We start from the raw sequence: 23394 nt of genomic DNA on the forward strand, positions 1-23394 counted from the left end.
TAGTCTTTCACCATGACTTGTTTATCCATTATACCTAAATGGAGCGTAAATAACTTGCTGTAATATACAAATATGATTCATACCTTTGTATATTACGGCTTTTTAATGAATCTAGAAACAATTCTTTTATGGAACAGAATTCCAGGTAACGACGGAGATTGAATCGTGTATTTACCGGACTTTCTGCTTTGAATGGGTCTTTTAGAAAAATATTATTTTCTGATTTTTCGATTAGCTTAGAAATATTATTGCAATATAAATGCCACGGATGTAAACGATTTAATACCTCCTTGTTCTTTGTTTCAGAAAATTCTATGTTACTATTTAGAAAACTTAGCAACCAAAGAACATGGAGGGTAAAAGAATGCTTAAAAGAATTCTATCAATTTTAGCAGTTGCTGTACTCTCAGTAACTGTAAGTGCTAATGTACAAGCTGCAACGATTACTGTACAAAAAGGGGATACCCTTTGGGATCTATCACGCGCAAATAATACTTCTTTAGAAAATATTCTAAAGTTGAATCATCTTACTACGGACCTTATTCACCCCGGGGATGTATTAACCATTGCACCGGAAAAACATTATACAGTTAAAAAAGGTGACACACTATGGGACATTTCCATAGATTATCATGTAACTGTTCCGCAACTTAAAGAATGGAACCAATTAACTACCGATCTCATCCATCCTGGATTAAATCTATTAATCTATGAAGGTTTAAATAATACTACTACTAAGGTTGTAACAGAGGAACCAATCAAGCAAGCTGCACAAGCAGCATCTGCAAATCCTGCAGCGCAGGCACCAAAGGAAAGTGAACCTAAGGTAGAAGCTGCATCAACTAGTAATACAAGTTCAAGGGAAATTACTGTGAAAGCTACAGCCTATACGGCTTCATGTGAGGGATGTTCAGGTACTACGGCTACTGGAATAAACCTTAAAGCAAACCCAAATGCAAAAGTCATTGCAGTTGACCCAAATGTTATACCACTTGGCAGTAAAGTTTATGTAGAAGGCTATGGTGAAGCAACCGCCGGAGATACTGGTGGAGCCATTAAAGGAAACCGAATTGATGTCTTTATTCCTTCTCAACAAGATGCAATTAATTTTGGGGTAAAACAATTAAAAGTAAAAATATTAAACTAACCTGGCCAATATCAGGCTATCCTGAGAATCTCAATTTAAGTACAAAAAACTGCAATCCCATTAAGTACCAAGGGGTTGCAGTTTTTTTATACATTAACTTTATTAAATGATTCGATTGCCCACCTATTTATGATATGGTTCACTGTAGTAAAGCTAAATAAGTCCATCTGGCAATTAGTGAACAAGATAGGATTTTTACAAAAATAATATAATCCCTCAACAAAGGCTTAATAATACTTTCCTATTATTATTTTGGAAAATATTATTATTTTGGAGGGATCGAAAATGTTACATAAATTGAAACCACTAACCGCCCTGGCGCTCAGCCTTTCGATTTTATCTCAAGGTTTGTCAGTGAATGCAAATGAAAAAAGAGACAACAATGAGGGGAATTCAGGCGGCCGGTGGTTGAGCGGAGAATATCATGCGCATACCGCTCAATCTGACGATGCGGAAGGATCTCAGACGCTTGAAAGAGTACTAGACAACACGTTTGATAAGTATGAGATGGATTGGATGGCCATTTCTGATCACTTGCGAATGTCTTCCCGGGATGATGTAGGAAACCCGATTCCGGGCGGGCCCATTCCGCTGTCTCAGGGAATCTTTCAATTTCAGGCTCCAAAGATAAAACAACTGCAGGAAGCAGGGAAATATAAAAATAAAATTATCTTTTCAGGATTCGAATGGGACATGCCTACTTATGAGCATGTCGGTATCGGCATTTTGGGAGACCACCCAGGAGCAGCGGAAAGTTTAAAAGCTGGAAATCAGTTTGAGTATTTATTTACAAACCGGGATGAAAAGATGTTTGATCCGGCCGATACAGCGGTCTGGAAAGCACAGCAGCAAAGAGCCTACACAACAGCTCAGGATGCTCGGACAGCTTTAGCATGGCTTGAAAAAAAGTACAAGAATACTAGTTATGCCATCTTGAACCATCCTTCGAGAAAAAGGGTGTACACCATTTCGGATTTCCGTGACTTCAATAATATCGCACCAGATGTCGTGTTCGGCTTTGAAGGTATGCCCGGCAACCAGATGGAGCCCGACAGAGGCGGCTTAAATCTTACAACGTCAGAAAACCGGACATACGGCGGTTCTGATTACATGCTTGCGAAGGTTGGCGGCACTTGGGATGCACTCCTCGGAGAAGGACGACGGTTCTGGAACTTTTCCAATTCCGATTCCCATTTTGAGATCAGCAATAATCGCCTTTACTCTAGTGGATACTGGCCTGGCGAGTATTCCAAGAATTATACGTGGGTGAACGGATACACGATGCAGGATGTTCTTGATGGCATGAAGTCAGGGAAATCTTTCTCCGTATTTGGAGACTTAATTAACGAACTTGATTTCCATGCAGCAAGCCGAGGCAGCAAAGCAGAAATGGGTGGAAATCTGCCAGTAAAAGAGGGACAAATGGTTAAACTGACAATCCGATTCAAAAGCCCGCAAAAAAACAACAATGGCGACCCGGTTCAAGTGAATCATGTCGATCTTATTTCCGGTGAAGTAACAGGAAAAGCCGTACCAGGCACACCTGCATACAGTAAAAACACCAACGATACGACTAAAGTCATTAAACGATTTACAAGCAAAGACTGGAATACGGATAATCAAGGCTACCATGTGATTACCTATAAAGTGAAAGTGAGTAAGGACCAATACTTCCGTCTAAGAGGAACGAATTTAGGAGTAAATGTCTCTGGTGAAACAAGTAATGGTGAGCCATTGATTGATCCAATGACTAATATTGAGGACAATGAAACTCGTTTTGCCGAAATCAACAAACGAAACTATAAAGATCTTTGGTTTTACTCAAACCCCGTTTTTGTCAGCGTCCACGATGAGAAACATAACACTGTGAACAGACAATAATTTGTTGCTAATTATATGCGATTAAAACATTATGCAGGCAAAACAGGTTACACGAATTAAGCAGCAGTCCAAATCGGAGCAGTGAAAATCCAGCCTGGATCATATCTTTCCAGAAATCGATAGACTTCTTATAGCAAAAAGAGCGGGCATCATCCTGATAAAGGAGGAAGCCCCTCTTATTTTTTTGTCCTATTCCTTGCTATACGATAATCGGAAGGGCTAAACTCCATATATTTTTTAAACATGCGGCTAAAATAATTGGCATCATCGAATCCTATTCTTGCTGCAATCTCGCTTATTGGCAAATCTGTCATCTCTAAATATGATAAAGACATGTCAATTCTCATTCGATTTAAATAATCAATCAAACTACTCCCTACTTCTTTCTTAAACAAATGACTAAAATGATGCCGACTCAAGCAACAATATTGTGCTACTTCATTTAGAGAAATACTCTTCTGATGGTTTTCTTTTATATAACGGATGGCTTGTTGAATTAAAGGAGTTACTTCATTTCGATTCGTGTTTTCTAATTGCTCCGTAAGCCAAACGGCATATTCACAAACCTGCTTGACACATTTGTCGTAACGAATAATATGATACAAGTTTTGAATAAAATTAGTATTATTGGAATGGATCGTTATTGCATTTGCACCTGAATCTATCACCCGTTTAGACAATAATAAGACGATGGACACTACTTCTGTTTTGAAAATATCCTCATTAAAATGACTAGCGACTGCTAATTTTTCCATGAGTCGTTTCAAATTAAGAATAATCCCTTCTATATCTCCAATTTTAACAAGTGCAAGCAATTCTGCTTTTTCTTCATTAAACGGATTAATAAGTGGCTCCTCATTATTTCGTTTCATTTCGTAATGAAAGATTAATTGATTCCCTTGGAAAAAGCGGCCTGACATCGATTTCCTTGCTTCTAAAAATGATTGGTACAGCGCATAAGGATCTCGATAATATCTGCCAATACCTATGGATACAGAAAGATCAATACAATTGGTAGCAAGTTGAATTTCTTTCGCCATATTAACCATTTTTCTATTAAACACATTTACGGAATCCTGTTCTTCCAATTCTAAGAGAAGAGCAAGAACACCCTCTTCAATCCAATTCCAAAGAAAAGGAATACTTACAGTTTCCTCAATTTTTCTCACTAGCTGCTGACCAACCTCTTTTTTCCACTCCAAAGAATTCCCGCTTGCCATATCTGGATAACGGTCGATTGAAATAACCATTACTAAATGTGGATGAATAGAAATTCCGAATTTTTGTTGTAATTCTGTAAATGTCCCTTCATGAACAAGCGTTCCAGAGAGTAGAAGATGGGAAAAAGCAGCGCTGTTTGAATCTTGCTTCATAATTATACCCCTCGTCCGTCCTGTCTTCTAAGTTAAAGAAAAGGAAGAAGCTTTCAGCGGCTTCCTCCTTAAACAATCAATATTCTATTTCTCCAATTAACTCTTCGACTAGTGTAACGATTTCTCCTTCTAGGATGTGGTGGAAAATGATTTCGATATCAGGATGGAAAAAACGGTCCTCTTTTACTGTTGGTACTTTCGCTCGGATAAACTGATGAACTTTTCCGGTTACCGGTGATGGACTCAATGATTCGTGGAAATCTAAAGCCTGCGCGCCTAGCATGAGTTCAATCGCTAAAATATATTGAAGCTTCTTGGAAACTTGATAGGCTTTCTTAGCAGCAAAATAGGCAAAACTCACCACATCCTCTTGATTCGCACAAGTCGAGACATTATCAACGGTAGCAGGATGTGAAAGAACTCTGATTTCATTTAATAATCCCGCAGCCGTGTATTGTGGAATCATGTAGCCATTATTCAAGCCAGGATTGGCCACTAAGAAGCTGGGCAGTTCGCTTACATGATAATTCACTAGGCGATCAATCCGACGTTCCGCTATCTTGGCTAAGTTCGCCATCGCGATACACATCGAATCTGCATCCATTCCAACAAAAGAGCTATCGAAATTCCCACCCATTAAGGCAATTCCATCGTCCCCTTCCGGCCAGATGACTGGATTATCACTGGTGGACTGCATTTCATTCATCAAGTTTTCCAACGCATTTTTCATTACCTTTTTTACCGCACCATGAACTTGTGGAATACTTCGTAGACTCAGTGCATCTTGTAAGCGATAATCCTGGTACTTTTCAACAATTTCACTGCCATGAAGAATTTTTGCTAGATTTCGAGCTGTTTTACTCTGTTCCTCATGCTTTTTTAAGGAATGGAGGCGAGGGTCGAAAGCCTTTATGGTTCCTTTTAACGATTCAAACGACATAGCTCCCGAAATATCTGCGGTCTTCACAGCTTGAATCGCATTGTATAAAGCGAGAGCGGCAAACGCGGTAACTGAAGTCGTACCACTTAAAAGGGCTAGTCCTTCTTTGCAGCCTAGTACCACTGGTTCCAGCCCTGCTCTTTCTAAGGCTTCACAGCCTGAAAGGAGTTCTCCATTATACCAAGCTGTCCCTTCACCCATTAATACTAAAGCAATGTGGGCTTCAGGAGCAAGATAGGCCACTGAGCCATCACCAGGTACAACCGGTAAGATGTCACAGTTCAATAATTCTGCCATTAGTTCTAAAACCGCTAAACTGACTCCTGAAAATCCATGCCCTAACTGGTTTAGGATCATGAACTGAATAGCTCTAACCACTTCCTTTTCCAGCGGATCTCCGACAGAAACAGCATGCGATCGAACAATATTGCGTTGTAGGATTTCTGCATCGTTCTTCGAGATTACTTTTGTTACATTGCTGCCAAATCCGGTCGTCACTCCATAAATCGCGCGCTCTTCTTGTAAAAACTTTTCGATTAATTCACGTGAGGTTTTCACCCTGTTACAATAAGTTTCTGTAAAAGTAACCTGGGCTGAATATCTTGCAACAGCTATCACCTCATGAATCGAAAGTTCCTTATCTCCAAGAATAACCTCTTTTATGTCCTTTGGGTGTAAGTTTTCATTCTTGGTCATCTAAAACACCTCTTTATTCAAAAGCTTATGATAAATTTCTTTTATTGGATAGCGAAGAATCTATGATTGAAGAGTTCCCTGTTTCAAGGTCTGGGTTATCTACTTCACTCATTGACAGATACTTGGTTTCTGGTGCCCACGCAATTGAGACAATCGTTCCAATCAATAGAATCGCACTCATCGCAATCATAGAAGGTCCCATTCCCCACGAACTAACACTTACAGGTAACAGAAAGGTTCCGATTGCAGAACCAATGCGGCTAACAGCAGTCGTAACGCCGACACCTGTTCCACGAATTTCTGTCGGGAAAAGTTCTGCGGGATACACTAATGTAAGGTTTGAAGCAGCAGACATCACAAATGTGAAGGTTGCAAATACAATAATTGCTATAGTATGTGATTCTTTTGGCAATACACTTAAAATAAATAAAGAAATGGTAAGAATGATAAAGGTATAAATGGTGAAGCTTCTTCGAGTAAGCTTTTCGGTACACCATACCCCAACAATGGATCCAACTAGTAGGAAAAGGTTCAGCTGCATATCAACACTAAACGTTTCTTCAAATCCCATTTTACTTAATATGGTAGGGAGAAAGGTATAGATGGCGAAATACGGAACAACCTGACATAAATAAAATAAAGATCCAAATGTTGTCCGCTTCCAAAGATGCTTACTGAAAAGATCGACCATACGGAAAGCTGTTTTGGAATTTTCTTTAATCGTTTCATCCATTATGGCATTGGGTCCAATATATTTTCTTACGATGGCACGAGCCTCTTCCGCACGTCCCATTTTAAGTAACCAGAGTGGCGATTCGGGAGTTCCAATACGCAAAATTAGTACAATAAAAGCGGGAATAGCAGCACTCACAAGCATCCATCGCCAAGAATCCGGTCCTGATTTTTGTAAATAAAAACCGACGATATTTGAAACGACATACCCGACAGTCCAGAGTACATTTAAAGAAGAAAGCAATAATCCTCTATACTTTCTAGGGGCAAACTCAGCAAGTAATGTCGAACCAACTGCGTAGTCTCCTCCTAATGCAATCCCGATCATTAAGCGTAAAATGAATAGCGTCCATGGGTCATGTACAAAAAACTGTAACGCAGAGGCAATCGTTATAATCAGAAAATTAGCTAAGTAGATTTTTTGTCTGCCAATTCGATCAGATAATCCTCCTAGAAATAGGCTCCCAAAAAAGAGACCAATTAAAGCGGAGCTTCCGATTAATCCTTCCCATATAGGTCCTAGTTTCATTTCTGGCCCTAATAAAGAAAGCGCCATTCCAATAATTCCTAAAGCAAAACCATCCGAAAAATTAGAACCGAAAGTAAGTGCCGTAATTCGAAGGTGAAATTTATTAAGTGGGGCATCATCCATTAAATATTTTTGATTGCTCATAAAAAACTCCTTTTTAATGTTTTTTAATTTTTCAGAAAAATATTCCCAAAAAAATAACTTTCTTCCTTTCACCCTTTTTAAAGCGTTTACACTTTAGCTAACTAAATTATAATGTTTTGAAATAAGGAAGGCTCTAGATAATCATTCGAACTATTAGCACAATATTGCTATTGTATAGTGAGTTCACCATCAAAAAAAGAAGGAAATCTCGTTAAGAGTCTCCCTCTCTGGCTTTAATATTTTTAAAATCGTTGAAGTGTAAACATCGAGATATCATAATTTGCTTGACCATCTGTAACTAGATCACAAATAACTTTTCCTATGACGCTTGAAAATTTAAAGCCATGTCCGGAAAAGCCTGCAGCTATTATGATATTTGAAAATACAGGGTGACGGTCAATGATAAAATGTTCATCTGGCGTCAGTGTATAAAGACATGTCTTTCCTTTAATAAGAGGGCCATTGGCTTTCGGCAGGTATTTCTTAATAAAATCTCGACACCCATTCTCGTCTGATGAACCCACTCCATATTCCCGATTGAAACTATCCGGCTCTACCATTTCGCCTCCATCATGCCTTCCAATCTTTAATCCACTTCCATTAATAGATGGAAAGCCATAAAAATGTTCATTTGATACTTCCATACTAAAAGCAGGAAAATGACTAGAGTCATAGAGACGCTCATCGCATTCAAACCAGGAGACGGTCTTACGTATCGGTTGAAGAGGAAGTTCAACCCCTGTTCCCTCAAGGATTTTCCCTGTCCATGCTCCTGAAGCGACAACCACATAATCAGCAGCATATTGTTCATGTTTTGTATGTACGATGGAACCTTCGGCAAACTTCTCTATTTTTTCCACTTTTGTATGAGGTACTAAGGTCATCCCATTCTCTAAACCTTGCCGGCGATAAGCTCGAATACATTCTTCACTAAAAAGCACCCCAGATTTTTTTTCTAAACACCCAACTAGGCCCTCTGGTAGGGAAATGCCTTTCCAGCGATCATTAATCGCATCACTTGTTAGGACTTCCTGTGGTAAAGAAAATTCCTTGGCACTTTTGATTACCTCTTCGATAAAGGGAGAGCCCTCTGCACCTACACACAAGACACCTGTAGGAGAAAACAACTCCATTCCTGATTCTTGTTCCAATTCCTGCCACAATTCTTGGGCCCCGAGCGCAAGCGGAACATATTGCCTTCCTTCTCCATATGCATGACGAATGATTCTCGTATCTCCATGATGACTTCCAAAGCTATGTGGAGGATCATTAGCATCTATTAATAAAGTCCTTTTCCCAAGTTTTGATAAGTAATACCCCGCAGCCATGCCCATCGACCCTGCACCTACAATTACAACATCATAGTGGTCCATCAAACGAATCACGCATCCTTCCATTCTCTTATTTAAGTATGAAATAATAATATCAGAAAATTCTTTTAGATCGGAGGATTTTACTATCCTTAAAAATTAGGTCATGTATAAATGTGCTCTTTTTTTATTCAATTCTTGCTCCCGAATGGTTCTAAATCTATCCATTAAGAAAAACCTACAAAGAACAAGCCTTTGTAGGTTAGTTAGAGATCATATTAGTTTTTTCAACTAAACTTATACTGCTTTTGTATCAATCTCTCTTTCTACCTTTACTGATGTTCTACTAATAGCACTGACCGCGAACATGAAAACAATGTTAATGACAAGTGCCGCTATACCGACATCGAGATCTTTTATATACGAAGGGGCTTTCGGAAAGAACGTCGCCATTGTCGAACTGGTTAGTGTTACATAAGCAACCATGATGACACCGGATATAATCCCTGCAGCTGCACCTGTTTTAGTAACAGGGTTTTTCTTCCATAAACTTAAAAACAGTGGTGGGAATAATTGCAGCACAAAGCTGTAAGCCATGATTAGTAAGGCAATTATACTGTTTCCGCCGAAAAAAGTGAAAAATAAGGCGATTAGAGCCACGATAGGGACACACATACGTGTATAGCGTCCAATTTGCTCGTCGGTGGTATTCGGTTTAATCGACTTATAAATATTTTTCGTTAAGATCGTCGCTGCCGTTAGTAATAACATCGAACACGGGACCAATGCTGTTAAGATACCAGCGGCTCCTATGACTCCGACCACCCAAGGATCGAATGTTGCTTTAGCGATTTTAAAGAGAGATAAATCTGTATCTGCTCCTTGTAAATTTGGAATTTGTAAAAGGGCCGTGAAGCCAATGAATAAAATGAATACCAATATGATTTGGTACAGCGGTAAAATAGCTGCATTCTGTCGCAATGTTCTTTCATTTTTCGATGATAAACTGGCACCGAAACATTGAGGCCACATATATTGTCCTAATCCGATCGTTAAACAGGTTGAAATATACCAGGATATACTTAAGCCTTCGTCAGGCATTAATAAGAACTCCGGCTTTGCCGCATCCAATGTTTCAAACATCGGCTTAATTCCACCATAATAATGAAACGGTAAATAGAAACCTAAAAATAGAATAACACCGAGAAGGAGAATGTCTTTTAAAATGGCTGTTGAGGCTGAACCGTGAATACCGGACAATGACACAAAGATTGTGACGGCTACTACCCCAATACACACAGCTAAATTCGGTGAAATTGCACCATAAGAAGCCTCTGATACAATGATTTTAAGACCTTTTAACTGTAAAACGATATAAGGAATCATCGAAACGACCCCGACGATGGCAACTAATAACCCGAGTGGTTTACTGTCATACTTCTTTGCAAAAAAGTCCGATTGAGTGATCACTCGATGCTTTTTGGCATAACGCCAAATCGGAGGCAAAATCCAGAACGGCACAATATAACAGAAGGCGTTAAAGATATAGATGATGGGGCCTCCCATTCGGTAGGTTCCGCCTGTTCCTCCGAGAAATACATACGTTGTAAAAATTTCACCGGCCATTAACACAAACATGACGATTGGACCAAAATTACGGCCACCTACAGCCCATTCTTCGAGTTGTTGTCCTTTGCGGGCACGAATCCCTAAATAGAAAGCCAGAAGAAAAGTACCTAAGAGAATGATGATAGGGCTAATCATTTAGTTTCCTCCTGTCTATCTAATAAAATATTAGTAATCAATAAAAATACTGAAGTTAAAACTAGCCAGGCAGTCGCCCAAAAAACAATGAAGGGTAACCCAAATATATAAGGCTCGATCCGGTTTACGACCGTGAACGCACCAATGATAGGAATTATTGCAAGGATCCAAATTAAAACTTTCACTCAAAAATTCCCCCTCACGAAAATTAGTATGAATTTTCAGACTTCACACACTTTGCTTATTCCGAATTCTAATAGAGTAGAGTATAGACTATTAAAAAACAAGTGATTTTAGCATCAAATTTGAAAACGCTTTACATTTTAAAAGCAAAAATATAATGGGTATTACATAAAAGGCCGTTTGAGACCTTTTATGCAATACATAATACCGTAGATGAATCTATCAGTCTATCAGCATTTCACCTTCTGGGAATCAACGAAAGATTTTATCAAGTCTACGACACGGTTTCCTACATCGGCTGTAGAAGAGGTGCCATTCATATCCGGTGTCAAAACCTCATTTTCTACCAGAAGTTGTTCGATTGCATCCAACACGAGTTTTCCGTATGCTTCATAGCCGAAAAAGTCGAGCATCTGGCTTGCGGACCAAATAGAAGCAAGCGGATTGGCAATCTGCTGTCCAGCAATATCAGGAGCAGATCCGTGAATCGGCTCAAACATAGACGGAAAGTTTCTTTCCGGATTGATATTCGCTCCAGCAGCGAGTCCGATCCCTCCAGCAATTGCAGCTCCCAAATCCGTTAAAATATCGCCGAACAAGTTCGAAGTTACAACGACTTCAAAGCGTTTTGGATCTTTAATCATCAGCATCGCCGCCGCATCGACAAGGTAAGTTGCAGTTTTAACTTCCGGATAATCTGCGCTCACTTCTTCAAATACCTGATCCCAAAAAACCATCGAGTAATTCAGGGCGTTTGCTTTAGAAATGCTCGTCAGCGACCTGCCTTCTTTTTTCGCCGTTTCAAACGCGTATCGAATGATTCGCTCCGTGCCTTTACGGGAAAAGACACCGTTTTGCATAACGACTTCGTGTTCCTGCCCTTTAAACAGCCAGTCGCCTGCACCTGAATATTCACCTTCAGTATTTTCACGAATGAATAGCATATCGATGTCCTCGCGTTTCACGTCGACAAGCGGTAAGTGCGCCCCTTTTAACAGGGTTACAGGCCGAATATTCACATACTGATCGAAGCTTTTTCGGATCTTTAACAATAGGTCCCACAGAGAAATATGGTCCGGGACGCCAGGAAACCCGACCGCTCCCAAATAAATCGCATCAAACTCTTTCAGCTGCTCGATACCATCATCATCCATCATTTTTCCATTTTCTGCGTAAAATTCGCAGCCCCATGGAAAGTAAGTGAAATCAAATTGAAAACCCGAATCAAGTTCTGCCACTTTGTTTAATACTTTGATCCCTTCATTAATGACTTCAGGGCCAATGCCGTCTCCTGCGATAACTGCTATTTTATATTGCTTCACAATGATCTCCCTCGTTTTTTAGCCCTGGTTCCAAACGACCAATTTCAGTTCAGTCATTTCTTCCACAGCGTATTTTATTCCTTCACGGCCTGTCCCACTTTCTTTTACACCACCGTATGGCATTTGGTCAACACGATAGGTCGGCACGTCATTAATCATGACCCCGCCCACATGCAATTCCTGTGACGCCTTCAAAGCAGTTTTCACATTGTTTGTGTAAATTCCGGCCTGTAATCCGAAGCGAGAATCATTCACTTGCTCAATCGCCTCTTCAACTGAACGCACTTTGTTAACAACGACAACTGGAGCAAAGGCTTCCTGACAAGAAATTTTTAATGAATGGTCCGCATCGGTAATAATGGTTGGCTCAAGAACGCCATCCTGCAGTTTGCCGCCCGCTGCTATCCTCGCATCGCTGCCTTTCGATTCTTCGATCCAGCCCAGCACACGTTCTGCTTCCCCTTTAGAGATTAAAGCTGAAATATACGTATCTGGATCAAACGGGTCACCGATTTTCAACTTCTTCGCTGCTTCAGTGAACTTCGCAACAAATTCTTCATATACTTCTTCATGGGCATACACACGCTGCAAGGAAATACATACTTGCCCTTGGTTAGAGAAAGCGCCCATGATGCAGCGGTCAATAATCGAATCGATGTCAATATCCTTATCAATAATTAAGGCGGCGTTTGAACCTAGTTCAAGCGTCGTCTTTTTCAAGCCTGCCTTGTTCCGAATGCCGATGCCGACGCTCGGGCTACCTGTGAATGTAACCATGCTTACGCGGTCGTCTTCTACAATCGCGTCCCCGACAGTGCCGCCAGGACCAGTTACTACATTCAAAGCACCCGCCGGAAGACCGGCTTCTTCAAAAATTCCCGCGATAAAGAGGGCAGACAGAGGCGTCTGGGATGCTGGCTTCAATACAATCGTATTGCCAGCCGCAATCGCCGGCCCGACTTTATGAGCAACAAGGTTCATCGGGAAGTTAAATGGGGTAATCGCCCCAATGACCCCAATTGGCTCTCTTAACGTATAACCAATTCGGCCGACGCCCCCTGCAGCTGCGTCAAAGGGAATCGTTTCTCCGTGAATTCTTTTTGCCTCTTCTGCTGCAAACTTATACGTTTCAATTGTCCTCGCCACTTCCGCTTTCGCGAACATGATTGGTTTGGATGATTCACGAGAAATGACTTCAGCCGCTTCGACCGCCTTCTCTTTTAAAAGCGCCACCACGTTTTCTAAAATCTCCGCCCGCCGATACGCCGGCATTTTCGCCATACTTTCGCGTGCTTCGTAGGCCGCTGTAATTGCCTGTACTGTCAGATGTTTATCCGCCATCGCAATTTGAGCGATTTCTTCTCCGGAATACGGTGAATATAAAGAAGCATAATTGGCTGTTTCTACTTTTTCTCCATTGATCATCAGAAACTGCTTTGTCGCTTTTACTTCATTCGCTAAATTACTCATTGAGGGCCTCCAATACCATTTCATGAAATTGTACAATTGCTTTTTCTGAAGAAGAATATCTACCTTTGTTAAATGCACGAGAGCGGAAACCAATTTGTTCTAACTCGACAAGTTCCACATCCTCAAGGCGAACTTGTTCAGCAAAAGCAACTAAGTCTTTTTCTTCCTGAGTCAAATTCTCATCACGGAAATAATAAGTATAAAGAATCAAAGTTGTTTCATGATCAATCGGTACCAATTGAATCGTCGCCATATTGCCAGGACCCGGATAAATGGTCAACATTAGGTTCGGCCACAGCCAGAAGAAAGAACCGCCTTGCATTTCCGCCTGATTTAAATCGACTGTTCCATAATTTTTATCCGGTTTAACAATCGATCCTTGAAGTGAATAATTTTCACAGGTAATGATTTGATAATCATCCATGTCAAGGGCTGCAACGAAGCTTGGATGGGCGACATGACAGTGGTCACACTCTAAATAATTGTCAATAAACGCTTTCCAGTTCGCTTTAATCACCCGTGATGTTTGGTTTGTTCTTTTTAACTCGCTTAAAAACGGATATTTACTCAAGCGGTCGAAGAAATCGCCATAAGATTCACTAAGCGGCTTCGCGTTATCGTCCAAGTTAACAAAGATTAAAGATTCCAAGATTTCCATCCGGACTGAGCGTAGACAAGCGTCTTGTACACAAGCTGCATCTTCCCCTTTAAAGTTAGGTGCTTTGTTTAATTGCCCATCTAACTTAAATGTCCAGCCATGGTATGCGCATTGTAAAATTTTCTTCTTACCTGATTCACTTTTTTCAAGTTTTGTCGCACGGTGCGGGCAGACGTTATAAAAAGCGCGGATGACTTCATCCTGGCCACGAGTCACGATAATCGGTTCATTCGCTACTTCAGTGGTAAAGAAGGCACCTACTTTTTCTAACTGACTGACATGCCCCACAAGCTGCCAAGATTTAGAGAAAACAAGATCCATTTCTTTTTCAAGAACCTTCGGATCTGTGTATTTGTCATAAGTCAATGTTCTATCAAATGTCCGATTTGTTGCATTTTCTACTTTGTTATAAGCCATAATTCATTCTCCTTCATAAATAATTGATTATTAAGTACTTGCTAGCAAAGACCCTTATTAAAGATTAAAAATAGTACAACGATTAACAACATTAACAACGTGTTTACCTTGCTTCCTAACAATTTTATTTATTGCAATTATCGTGCCAACTTTTCAAAACAGTGCAAACACACAAAAAATTTTGATTTTTATTAAAAACGCTTTCATATTGAGTTATAATTAACTCAATATGGTCACATTTTTGTCAAAATTAACTCATCACCTTTAGAAAAGAGAGGATCATGCTATGAAAAGTCCTGATGCAACAGGCAATATTGAGATGACGTTACAAACTCTTTTAAAAATTCTCGATCATTCCAAAGATGAAATTTTCGTACTCGACGGCGAAAAGCGGATTCTATATGTGAACCAGGTCTGTGAGCGCCATTATGGGCTGAAGCCGAGTGATGTGATCGGCAAATATAATGTTGAGTTATTTGAAAAAGGCTACTGGAAACCATCCATTGTGCCGGAAGTGTATAAAAGAAAAAAGCCTTGCTACATGAGGCAGCAGACGTATATCGGGGCTGAACTGATGACGTCGGCGATTCCAATCTTAAATGACGAGGGTGAAATCGAACTAGTCGTCATCACATCGACCGAATTGCAGACATATAAAATGGGAAAAGCAAGTGGAATGAGTGATGAGTCAATAACAACTCAAACGGAAGATAAAGCGGGCCAGTTCATTACGAATAGCAGCAAAATCAACCGAATCCTAGCCTTTTGCGAAAAAGTGGCGCCTACAGATTCCACGATTTTAATTCAGGGAGAATCAGGAACAGGAAAAGGCGTACTCGCCCAGTACATCCACCGGATCAGCAAGCGGAAAAGCGGCGCGTTCCTGACGATTAACTGTGCGGCCATTCCGGAAGAGCTGCTCGAATCGGAACTATTTGGCTATTCAAAAGGGGCATTTACTGGCGCAAACAAAACCGGAAAACCGGGATTGATTGAAGCTGCGAACGGCGGTACAGTTTTTCTGGATGAAATTGGGGAAATGCCACTCGCCCTGCAGGCAAAGCTTTTACAAGTCATCCAGGATAAACAGTTCATTCCCATCGGCAGCAGCGAAATGAAAAAAGTCGATATCCGTATCATCGCCGCAACAAACCGGGACCTAATTGAAATGGTCAATGACAAAAGATTCCGGGAAGATTTATTCTACCGGCTGAATGTGATCGACATCCACCTGCCGCCGCTACGTGAGCGCAAAGAAGATATCATTCCGCTCACGTACAACTTTTTACACCAATTCAATAAAAAATACCAGGACAACAAAGTCATCTCGGAAGAATGCTTGAATCTATTAATCCATTATTCGTGGCCGGGAAATGTGCGCCAGCTCGAAAACTTGATTGAACGGTTAGTCGTCATTAGCGACTCAATCATCCAGGTAGCCGACTTGCCGGATATGATCACCGACAACGTTGAACAAGTCACCCAGCTCGCCCTCCCCACTTCACTCGATAAAGCGATTGACGAAACTAAGCGATTTTTAATCAGAAGAGCTTATCAAACTCACAAATCGTCTAGGAAAGTCGCAATAGACCTTGATATAAGCCAGACGAAAGCATCGAAACTAATCCGGGAGTACTGCGAGGATTTAATGAATAACTGAACGTCTTGGACTTTGTTAGATTGGCGTATTTTGGGAGCCAGAAGTAAACATTTTATGACTGGAGAAATCCAATAAAAATGCCCTGGGAGAGGTTATTCTCACCAAGGCATTTACCTAGATAAATAATTTTTGAGATAAAGTTAGATTTGCAATGGAAGGCGACTTAAGACCCTTCCTATCTGCTCCGCGGTGGTCTTTAGATTTTCCCGTGTTACATCTGGGTCCATCGCCACTTCTAAATCAACCGGTCCGTTCACGATGGTAAAATAAGCGGTAATCCCTGACTCATATAAGGAGGAATTGCCTTCTGATATATCACCAGCAAGTGCAATAACTGGAACTGCATGCTTTCTCGCCATTAGAGCCACACCCGCAGGCGCTTTTCCCATGGAGGTTTGTCCATCAAGCTTGCCCTCACCTGTGATGACGAGGCTTACTTCCTGTAGCTTGCTCTCCAATTGAGCCTGTTCAAGAATTAGCTGAACACCTGATTCTAACTCTGCCTCCAAAAATCCTGCAAAAGCTGCACCTAAACCACCAGCTGCACCTGCACCAGAAATATGTTGGAGCTCATGGCATAACTGCTTATAGACCACGTCAGCAAAATGTTGAAGGCCAGCATCCAATTCCCTTACCCTTTCAGGAGTCGCCCCTTTTTGAGGTCCATAAATGTAGGCAGCACCATTTTCTCCATAGAGAGGATTATTGACATCACAAGCAACCCGAAACTTCGCCATCCTCACCTTTTCAGGTACAGAACTCGCAACAATTTTGGTAATATTCTTCAGCTCAGCCCCCCCATGGCCAACTTCTAAACCTTCCTGATTGAAAAATTGGTATCCTAGTGCTTGAAGCATTCCAACTCCTGCATCATTGGTAGCACTTCCGCCAAGACCAATTATAAAATCACGGCAGCCAATATTAAGTGCTTCTAAAATCATCTCTCCGACACCAAAGGTTGTGGTGAAAAGAGGATTGCGCTCTTCCTTCTTCAATAAAGGCAGCCCACAGGCTTCCGCAATCTCAATGACAGCTGTCACCTGATTTCCTAAAATACCGTATCTCGCCTTAACTGGTTTGCCCAGTGGTCCGGTCACCGTGGTGTCCACGAAGCGTCCATTTGTCGCATGAACGAGCGCTTCAACTGTCCCTTCCCCGCCATCAGCAACCGGCACGGTCTGAATGTTGAAATCCGAATTTGCCTGTAAAAAACCTTCTTTAATAGCCATATTGGCTTCTCTCGATGAAAGACTTCCCTTTAAGGAATCCATCGCTATTAAAATATTCATGTTTGACTCCTCCCAGTTTATTCATTACTCTTGGATACCCGCCTTATTTGCGGATTGTCGCCTCCACCTTGCGAAAAGCACCGAATTTGCGGACTTCCCAACCCAACTTTCAATCCCCCTCTTTGAACGCCACCCAGTAGTGAAACCCCTTCCTTTTTGCTATAATAAACCAACTGAGGTGAATAAATATGCAATTTGAAGAGCGTATACATAAGTTTGAATATAAGTTAAATGATACGGACGACCAAATTATTGAATATATCTTATTAAACAAAGAGGACTTCGTAAGCCAATCGATCCAAAGCTTAGCCGCAAGCCTATTTACTGTTCCAAACACGATTACAAGACTCTCTAAAAAGCTGGACTATGATGGGTTCTCGCACCTGAAAAATAGTATTAAGGAAGAACTCGAATCTGCCAAAGCCCCCGCCCAGGATAGTTCCTATTATTATATCCAAAAGACCTTCGAGCTCATTGATATGGAACGAATCGAAGCGGCAGCGAAAATGATTTATGATGCTAAGCATGTCTTATGGTTTGGGGTTGGTGACACAGCTGATTACTGTGAAATCATGGTCCGGAATTTACGTGTGGTTGGAAAATCGTCCGAGCACTATATTCATCGCCATGAAATGATTCACATGCTTGAACAAATGAATAAACAGGACGTTCTCTTTTTAATCAGCCTATCGGGTGAAACCCCTCAAATCCTTGAAATGGCTGAAAAAGCACAACAAAGAGAAATACCGATTATTTCATTAACCCACTTTACTCGGAATTCACTTCAAGAAGCAGCCAATGTTAATTTATACTGCTATGCACCTAAAAAAGAAAAGAACGGCTATAACGTAACCGACCGAACCCCAGTTATGGTTGTATTGCAGACATTATCTCAATTTTATTGGGACCATTTTTAAAAATGTGTACATATACACGTGAAACCGCTTAAATTAGAATCCAGTGTGTAAAAATAAGAAGAATCGATCTTCTTATTTTTTTTTTGCTACGATAGACCCATGAAATGAAAACACTTTCACGAAAATAAGGAGGTAAACGTTATGCAACTCCAAGCACTTACCTCACCAAGCCTAATCAGTACTGGAAAGACCTTTGGCTCTAAGCAAGAAGTCATTCAGTACTTAGTTAAGCAGCTAGGTGAAGCTGGTAAATTACATTCACAACAAGAATTTCTTCAATCAGTTTTAGATAGAGAAAAGCTTTCTCCAACAGGCTTTGAAGGCGGACTTGCAATTCCACACGGAAAGTCAACTGCCGTCAAGGAAGCGGCATTTGCAATCGCCACCCTTAAAAATCCGGTAACTGACTGGGAAAGCATCGACCCAAACAATCAAGTCCAGCTGGTAATCCTGCTTGCGATTCCAGAGAATGAAGCGGGTTCAACTCATCTAGCATTGCTTTCGGAATTTGTAAAAAGATTATCTAACGAAGACTACAAAAACAGACTTTTACAAGCAAGTACTAATACAGAATTATTCAACCAATTAGATAAAACAGAAGCCGCAGAAGAAAAAGCAGCAGCAAAAAAATTGAACAAAACAATCCTAGCGATTACCGCTTGTCCGGCAGGAATTGCCCACACCTATATGGCGGCAGAAGCACTCATGAAAGCCGGAAAAGAACTAGGTGTTGACATTTTTGTTGAAAAGCAAGGGGCAAACGGCATTGAGGACCGCCACACAACAGCCCTTTTGAAAAAAGCAGATGCAATTATTTTTGCCAATGACGTGGCCGTTAAAAACGAAGAACGTTTTGCCCACCTGCCAAAGATAAAAACATCTGTCGCGACTCCATTAAGAAATGCGACAAACTTAATTCAGCAAGCACTAGAAAAGGCGGAAGCGACTCAGAAAAAACAGTACAATCCGTCACAAACCACTGATTCTTCCAATGAAGAGGGCGGCGAAAAATCATTTAAAACTGAAATCAAAGACTCGATCTTAACAGGTATTTCTTATATTATCCCGGTCATTGTGGCCGGCGGTATGACATTAGCGGTGGCAGTTCTAATCTCGCAAGCGTTTGACCTTCAGGATGTGTATGCGAAAGAAGGTTCCTGGCTTTGGTTATTAAGACAGCTTGGCGGGGGACTTCTTGGCCAGTTGATGGTTCCAATTTTAGCGGCTTATATGGCCTACTCAATCGCGGATAAACCAGCGCTTGGACCTGGTTTCGCGGCCGGTGTTGCTGCTAACTTGATTGGCTCTGGATTCCTTGGCGGTATGCTTGGTGGTTTCTTAGCTGGTTTCTTCTTAAAATTCTTAAAGAAAAAAATCCAGCCAAAAGGTACATTCGCCGGATTTATCAGCTTCTGGGTATATCCAGTTGTCGGAACACTTGTCGTCGGATCAATCATGCTATTCGTCATCGGTAAACCACTTGCCATGATCAACCAAGGCTTAATCACATGGCTTGGCAGTCTGTCTGGTACCAATGCCATTATTTTAGGTGCGATTCTTGGTGCGATGGTTTCATTCGACTTAGGGGGACCAGTCAACAAAGCGGCCTACACCTTCTGTATCGGTGCCATGGCGAGCGGAAACTTTATCCCTTACGCGACTTTTGCTTCTGTAAAAATGGTTTCTGCATTCTCAGTTACAGGTGCAACAATTATTGGAAAACAGTATTTTACTAAACAAGAACAAGAGGTTGGAAAGCAAACTTGGCTACTTGGCTTAGCGGGTATCACCGAAGGGGCTATCCCGTTCATGATTAACGACCCATTACGCGTGATTCCATCACTAATCGCCGGTTCAGCCGTTACAGGTGCAATTGTTGCCTACTTTAATATCGGCTTAAATGTTCCTGGCGCCGGCATCTTCTCGTTAGCGTTATTACAAGGACAACCAATGTTACTAGCAGCAAGCGTTTGGCTGGGAGCAGCCCTAATCGGAGCGGCAATTTCAATGGTTCTATTAATCGCTACAAGAAAAATGAAATTAAAAAAAGAAAATAAAGAAGTAGCTGCAACAAAAAAAGCAGCTTAATAGGGTTATCAATTGTGAACTTCGCGGAATTAAATGTGACCTCCACGGGATTATTATAAAATCAATCGGAATAAACATTACTATACGCGGAATTAATTCAAAAGCTCGCGGAATAATCGCTAAAACCCGTGGAATTGATTTATAAACAGATTAGTTAAATAAAAAAACATATGGTACCTAGAGACAAACTCCCTAGGTACCATTGACATTTGGAGGACATCATGAAAAAGGTTCATATCGTACCCCATATGCATTGGGACAGAGAGTGGTACTTTTCAACAGAAGAATCTCGAATTTTACTTGTTAATAATATGGAAGAAATAATGGAAATGCTCGAGAACAACTCAGATTATCCTTACTATGTATTAGATGGTCAAACCTCAATCCTAGAAGACTATTTTGCGGTAAAACCTGAGAATAGAGAGCGCGTGAAAAAGCTTGTTCAAGAAGGAAAGCTCATTATCGGACCATGGTACACCCAAACAGATGAAATGGTAGTCGGCGGGGAATCCATCGTCCGCAACCTACTGTATGGATTAAACGATACAGCAGAATTTGGACAGCCGATGATGATTGGCTATCTGCCCGACTCCTTCGGTCAAACTTCGCAAATGCCGCAAATCTTAAATGGATTTGACATTAAGTACTCCATTTTCTGGCGCGGTACTTCTGAGCGCCATGGTACGGATAAAACCGAATTCTACTGGGAAAGTGATGATGGCAGCAAAGTATTAGTACAGCTATTCCCGCTTGGTTATGCCATCGGAAAATATCTCCCTGAGGATGAGGAAAAACTAAAAGAACGGATCGATAAATATTTTACGATTCTTGACCGCGGCGCCACAACGGAAAACATTATTCTCCCGAACGGTCACGATCAAATGCCAATCCAAAAAAATATCTTTACCATAATGGAAAAGTTGCAAAACCTATATCCAGACCGTGAATTTTTCTTAAGCAAATATGAAAATGTATTTGAAGAACTCGAAAAGAATCAATCCCTGCCAACGCTTCAAGGTGAATTTTTAGATGGTAAATACATGCGTGTGCACAGAAGTATCTATTCGACTCGAATGGATATTAAAGCAGCGAACACACGAATTGAAAATAAAATCACGAACATCCTAGAACCATTAGCTTCGATTGCTTATTCCTTAGGCTTCGAATACCATCACGGGTTAATCCAGTTAATTTGGAAAGAAATCATGAAAAACCATGCCCATGACAGTATCGGTTGCTGCTGCTCCGATAAAGTTCATCGTGAAATCATGAACCGCTTCTTCCTAGCGGAGGAAAAGACGGATCAGCTAATCGAATTTTACAAGCGTAAAATCACGGATTCGATTGACACGGACCGTAAAGAAGATCGCTTAACAGCCTTTAACCTACTGCCTTATGACCGGCAGGATGTGGTGACCACTACCGTCATTTCAAAACTGAATTCCTTTACACTCGAGGATGCTGACGGAAACACCATTCCTTTTGAGGTGTTGAAAAAAGAAATCCTGGATCCTGGATTAATTGACCGTCAAATCGTTCACTACGGAAACTATGATCCATTTTTCCAATATACGATTCAATTAAAAGATTCGATTCCAGCGATGGGCTATAAAACATACTTTGTCGTTGGCGCCGAGACTAATATTACTAATTCACTGGTGGAAAAAGAAACGGTAGAAACGGAATTTTACAAGGTTTCCGTAAATCTAAACGGCACACTAAACATATACGATAAGCAGCTCCAAAAAGAGTTCAACCATGTGCTGCTGCTCGAAAACGGCGGAGATGACGGAGACGAATACGACTTCTCACCTCTACCAGATGAAAAACTTATTTATAGCGATAACGCACAAGCCGAAATAAAAATCGCCCAAAACCATTACGAAGCCCAAATTGACATTCAGTTAAAACTTGAGGTCCCTGGTGATTTAGAACATCGAAAAATGAATAAAGTGGACCGTTTTGTCGATGTTCATTGGAAGGTAACGATTCCAAATCACCAGCCAATCATTAAAGTGGATGCTGAAATAGACAATCAAGCAAACGACCATCGTCTTCGTGCCTTGATTCCTACTGGTATCGCCGCTTCCTTCTCGGTATCGGACAATCAATTCGGATTTATTAAACGCGATGTCTATGATTCGGCGATGGAATACTGGGAAAAAGAAAATTGGGACGAGCGTCCAGATTCGATTTATCCAATGCTTTCCTTCGTCGGCCTAACTGACGAGGAGCATGGGATCAGCGTATTAACGAACAGCACACGGGAGTATGAAATTATCGGAGAGAATGATGATACGATCGCGATTACCCTTTTCCGCAGCGTTGGCTTTTTAGGAAAAGAGGAAATGCTCAGAAGACCAGGTCGTCCATCAGGAATTAAACTTCCGACACCTGATTCCCAAATGATCGGGAAACTCAAACTGGATTTTGCGATTACAACACATAAAGGCTCAACGACCCAAGCAAACATCGGAAGAATGGCAAGGGAATTTACTACACCAATCCAAACCTATAATAAGATTCCGTATAATGCAATGAAGCTAAATTCATCTGGTGTCAAAACGCCATTAACCTTTAGCTTCCTAAAAGAAACTAGCCCGACTACTGTTTTGAGCACACTGAAAAAAGCTGAAAAAGAAGATCGCTTCGTTCTCCGCTTCTTCAATCCGAGAGAAGCAGAAGCGCAAGGGTCGTTTACACTGAATCGTTCCGTTGACCATGCAACAGAAGGAAACTTGAACGAAAAAGCAATAGCGCCATTAACATTGGACAATAATCAATTTCATGTTCCGCTAAAACGAAACCAAGTAAAAACAGTATTATTCTAAACGAAAAAAGCCTATTCCTTCTATAGTAATTAAAAGGATAGGC

The 23394-nt window shown here is 41.0% G+C and carries 16 protein-coding genes; 6 read left to right on the forward strand and 10 right to left on the reverse strand.

From position 1 onward, the window contains the following. The first annotated feature begins 364 nt into the window (after positions 1 to 364). Both BR30_RS0106375 and BR30_RS0106380 read left to right on the forward strand, forming a co-directional pair. Positions 365 to 1147, forward strand: a complete 783-nt coding sequence (locus tag BR30_RS0106375) for a 3D domain-containing protein (protein WP_026564289.1) — start codon at positions 365 to 367, stop codon at positions 1145 to 1147. Between the two features lie 285 nt (positions 1148 to 1432). Then, complete coding sequence (locus BR30_RS0106380; protein WP_026564290.1) at positions 1433 to 3028, forward strand: CehA/McbA family metallohydrolase domain-containing protein; 1596 nt, start codon at positions 1433 to 1435, stop codon at positions 3026 to 3028. A 176-nt stretch (positions 3029 to 3204) separates the two neighbouring features. Here the strand turns inward: BR30_RS0106380 and BR30_RS0106385 are convergent, their stop codons facing one another. From BR30_RS0106385 to BR30_RS0106425, 9 genes are all read right to left on the reverse strand, one after another. Then, complete coding sequence (locus tag BR30_RS0106385; protein ID WP_026564291.1) at positions 3205 to 4401, reverse strand: helix-turn-helix domain-containing protein; 1197 nt, start codon at positions 4399 to 4401, stop codon at positions 3205 to 3207. Between the two features lie 76 nt (positions 4402 to 4477). Then, entirely contained in the window at positions 4478 to 6037 is a 1560-nt protein-coding gene (gene hutH, locus BR30_RS0106390; RefSeq protein WP_026564292.1) for a histidine ammonia-lyase, read from the reverse strand. Between the two features lie 25 nt (positions 6038 to 6062). Beyond that, on the reverse strand, positions 6063 to 7442 hold the full coding sequence (locus BR30_RS32790; protein WP_051633489.1) for an MFS transporter: 1380 nt from the start codon (positions 7440 to 7442) through the stop codon (positions 6063 to 6065). A 242-nt stretch (positions 7443 to 7684) separates the two neighbouring features. Continuing rightward, a complete protein-coding gene (solA, locus tag BR30_RS0106400; RefSeq protein ID WP_026564293.1) occupies positions 7685 to 8815 on the reverse strand; it encodes an N-methyl-L-tryptophan oxidase in 1131 nt (376 codons plus the stop codon). A gap of 234 nt (positions 8816 to 9049) precedes the next feature. Next, positions 9050 to 10516, reverse strand: coding sequence for a sodium:solute symporter family protein (locus BR30_RS0106405; RefSeq protein WP_026564294.1), 1467 nt, complete (start codon positions 10514 to 10516; stop codon positions 9050 to 9052). Next, a complete protein-coding gene (locus BR30_RS0106410) occupies positions 10513 to 10701 on the reverse strand; it encodes a DUF3311 domain-containing protein (protein ID WP_026564295.1) in 189 nt (62 codons plus the stop codon). The genes BR30_RS0106405 and BR30_RS0106410 overlap by 4 nt, the downstream gene beginning before the upstream one ends. A 228-nt stretch (positions 10702 to 10929) precedes the next feature. Then, on the reverse strand, positions 10930 to 12021 hold the full coding sequence (locus tag BR30_RS0106415) for a tartrate dehydrogenase (RefSeq protein WP_026564296.1): 1092 nt from the start codon (positions 12019 to 12021) through the stop codon (positions 10930 to 10932). A gap of 18 nt (positions 12022 to 12039) precedes the next feature. Continuing rightward, positions 12040 to 13491 (reverse strand): aldehyde dehydrogenase family protein, encoded by a 1452-nt coding sequence (locus tag BR30_RS0106420; protein WP_026564297.1) that lies wholly within the window; start codon positions 13489 to 13491, stop codon positions 12040 to 12042. Continuing rightward, positions 13484 to 14566 (reverse strand): aromatic ring-hydroxylating oxygenase subunit alpha, encoded by a 1083-nt coding sequence (locus tag BR30_RS0106425; protein WP_026564298.1) that lies wholly within the window; start codon positions 14564 to 14566, stop codon positions 13484 to 13486. Before BR30_RS0106425 ends, BR30_RS0106420 begins: the two co-directional genes overlap by 8 nt. Before the next feature lie 286 nt (positions 14567 to 14852). Between BR30_RS0106425 and BR30_RS0106430 the strand changes: the two genes are divergently transcribed. Next, positions 14853 to 16226 (forward strand): sigma-54 interaction domain-containing protein, encoded by a 1374-nt coding sequence (locus BR30_RS0106430; RefSeq protein ID WP_026564299.1) that lies wholly within the window; start codon positions 14853 to 14855, stop codon positions 16224 to 16226. A gap of 140 nt (positions 16227 to 16366) precedes the next feature. On the opposite strand, the gene BR30_RS0106435 is transcribed toward BR30_RS0106430, so the two are convergent. After that, positions 16367 to 17515, reverse strand: a complete 1149-nt coding sequence (locus BR30_RS0106435; protein WP_026564300.1) for a glycerate kinase family protein — start codon at positions 17513 to 17515, stop codon at positions 16367 to 16369. A 188-nt stretch (positions 17516 to 17703) separates the two neighbouring features. Between BR30_RS0106435 and BR30_RS0106440 the strand changes: the two genes are divergently transcribed. From BR30_RS0106440 to mngB, 3 genes are all read left to right on the forward strand, one after another. Continuing rightward, positions 17704 to 18432: a MurR/RpiR family transcriptional regulator gene (locus BR30_RS0106440; protein ID WP_026564301.1), complete on the forward strand. Its 729-nt coding sequence runs from the start codon at positions 17704 to 17706 to the stop codon at positions 18430 to 18432. A 141-nt stretch (positions 18433 to 18573) separates the two neighbouring features. After that, the gene (mngA, locus tag BR30_RS0106445) at positions 18574 to 20520 is read left to right on the forward strand and encodes a PTS 2-O-a-mannosyl-D-glycerate transporter subunit IIABC (RefSeq protein ID WP_026564302.1); all 1947 of its coding nucleotides are present in this window, start codon (positions 18574 to 18576) and stop codon (positions 20518 to 20520) included. A gap of 221 nt (positions 20521 to 20741) precedes the next feature. Further along, the gene (gene mngB / locus BR30_RS0106450) at positions 20742 to 23351 is read left to right on the forward strand and encodes a mannosylglycerate hydrolase (protein WP_035445108.1); all 2610 of its coding nucleotides are present in this window, start codon (positions 20742 to 20744) and stop codon (positions 23349 to 23351) included. Positions 23352 to 23394 lie beyond the last annotated feature (43 nt).

The organism is Bacillus sp. UNC41MFS5, from assembly GCF_000686805.1.

What these genes read in the sequence shown, in the direction of transcription:
- BR30_RS0106375 (WP_026564289.1), top strand. Translation starts at nt 365, where the DNA reads ATGCTTAAAAGAATTCTATCAATTTTAGCAGTTGCTGTACTCTCAGTA.
- BR30_RS0106380 (WP_026564290.1), top strand. Translation starts at nt 1,433, where the DNA reads ATGTTACATAAATTGAAACCACTAACCGCCCTGGCGCTCAGCCTTTCG.
- BR30_RS0106385 (WP_026564291.1), bottom strand. Translation starts at nt 4,401, where the DNA reads ATGAAGCAAGATTCAAACAGCGCTGCTTTTTCCCATCTTCTACTCTCT.
- hutH (WP_026564292.1), bottom strand. Translation starts at nt 6,037, where the DNA reads ATGACCAAGAATGAAAACTTACACCCAAAGGACATAAAAGAGGTTATT.
- BR30_RS32790 (WP_051633489.1), bottom strand. Translation starts at nt 7,442, where the DNA reads ATGAGCAATCAAAAATATTTAATGGATGATGCCCCACTTAATAAATTT.
- solA (WP_026564293.1), bottom strand. Translation starts at nt 8,815, where the DNA reads ATGGACCACTATGATGTTGTAATTGTAGGTGCAGGGTCGATGGGCATG.
- BR30_RS0106405 (WP_026564294.1), bottom strand. Translation starts at nt 10,516, where the DNA reads ATGATTAGCCCTATCATCATTCTCTTAGGTACTTTTCTTCTGGCTTTC.
- BR30_RS0106420 (WP_026564297.1), bottom strand. Translation starts at nt 13,491, where the DNA reads ATGAGTAATTTAGCGAATGAAGTAAAAGCGACAAAGCAGTTTCTGATG.
- BR30_RS0106425 (WP_026564298.1), bottom strand. Translation starts at nt 14,566, where the DNA reads ATGGCTTATAACAAAGTAGAAAATGCAACAAATCGGACATTTGATAGA.
- BR30_RS0106430 (WP_026564299.1), top strand. Translation starts at nt 14,853, where the DNA reads ATGAAAAGTCCTGATGCAACAGGCAATATTGAGATGACGTTACAAACT.
- BR30_RS0106435 (WP_026564300.1), bottom strand. Translation starts at nt 17,515, where the DNA reads ATGAATATTTTAATAGCGATGGATTCCTTAAAGGGAAGTCTTTCATCG.
- BR30_RS0106440 (WP_026564301.1), top strand. Translation starts at nt 17,704, where the DNA reads ATGCAATTTGAAGAGCGTATACATAAGTTTGAATATAAGTTAAATGAT.
- mngA (WP_026564302.1), top strand. Translation starts at nt 18,574, where the DNA reads ATGCAACTCCAAGCACTTACCTCACCAAGCCTAATCAGTACTGGAAAG.
- mngB (WP_035445108.1), top strand. Translation starts at nt 20,742, where the DNA reads ATGAAAAAGGTTCATATCGTACCCCATATGCATTGGGACAGAGAGTGG.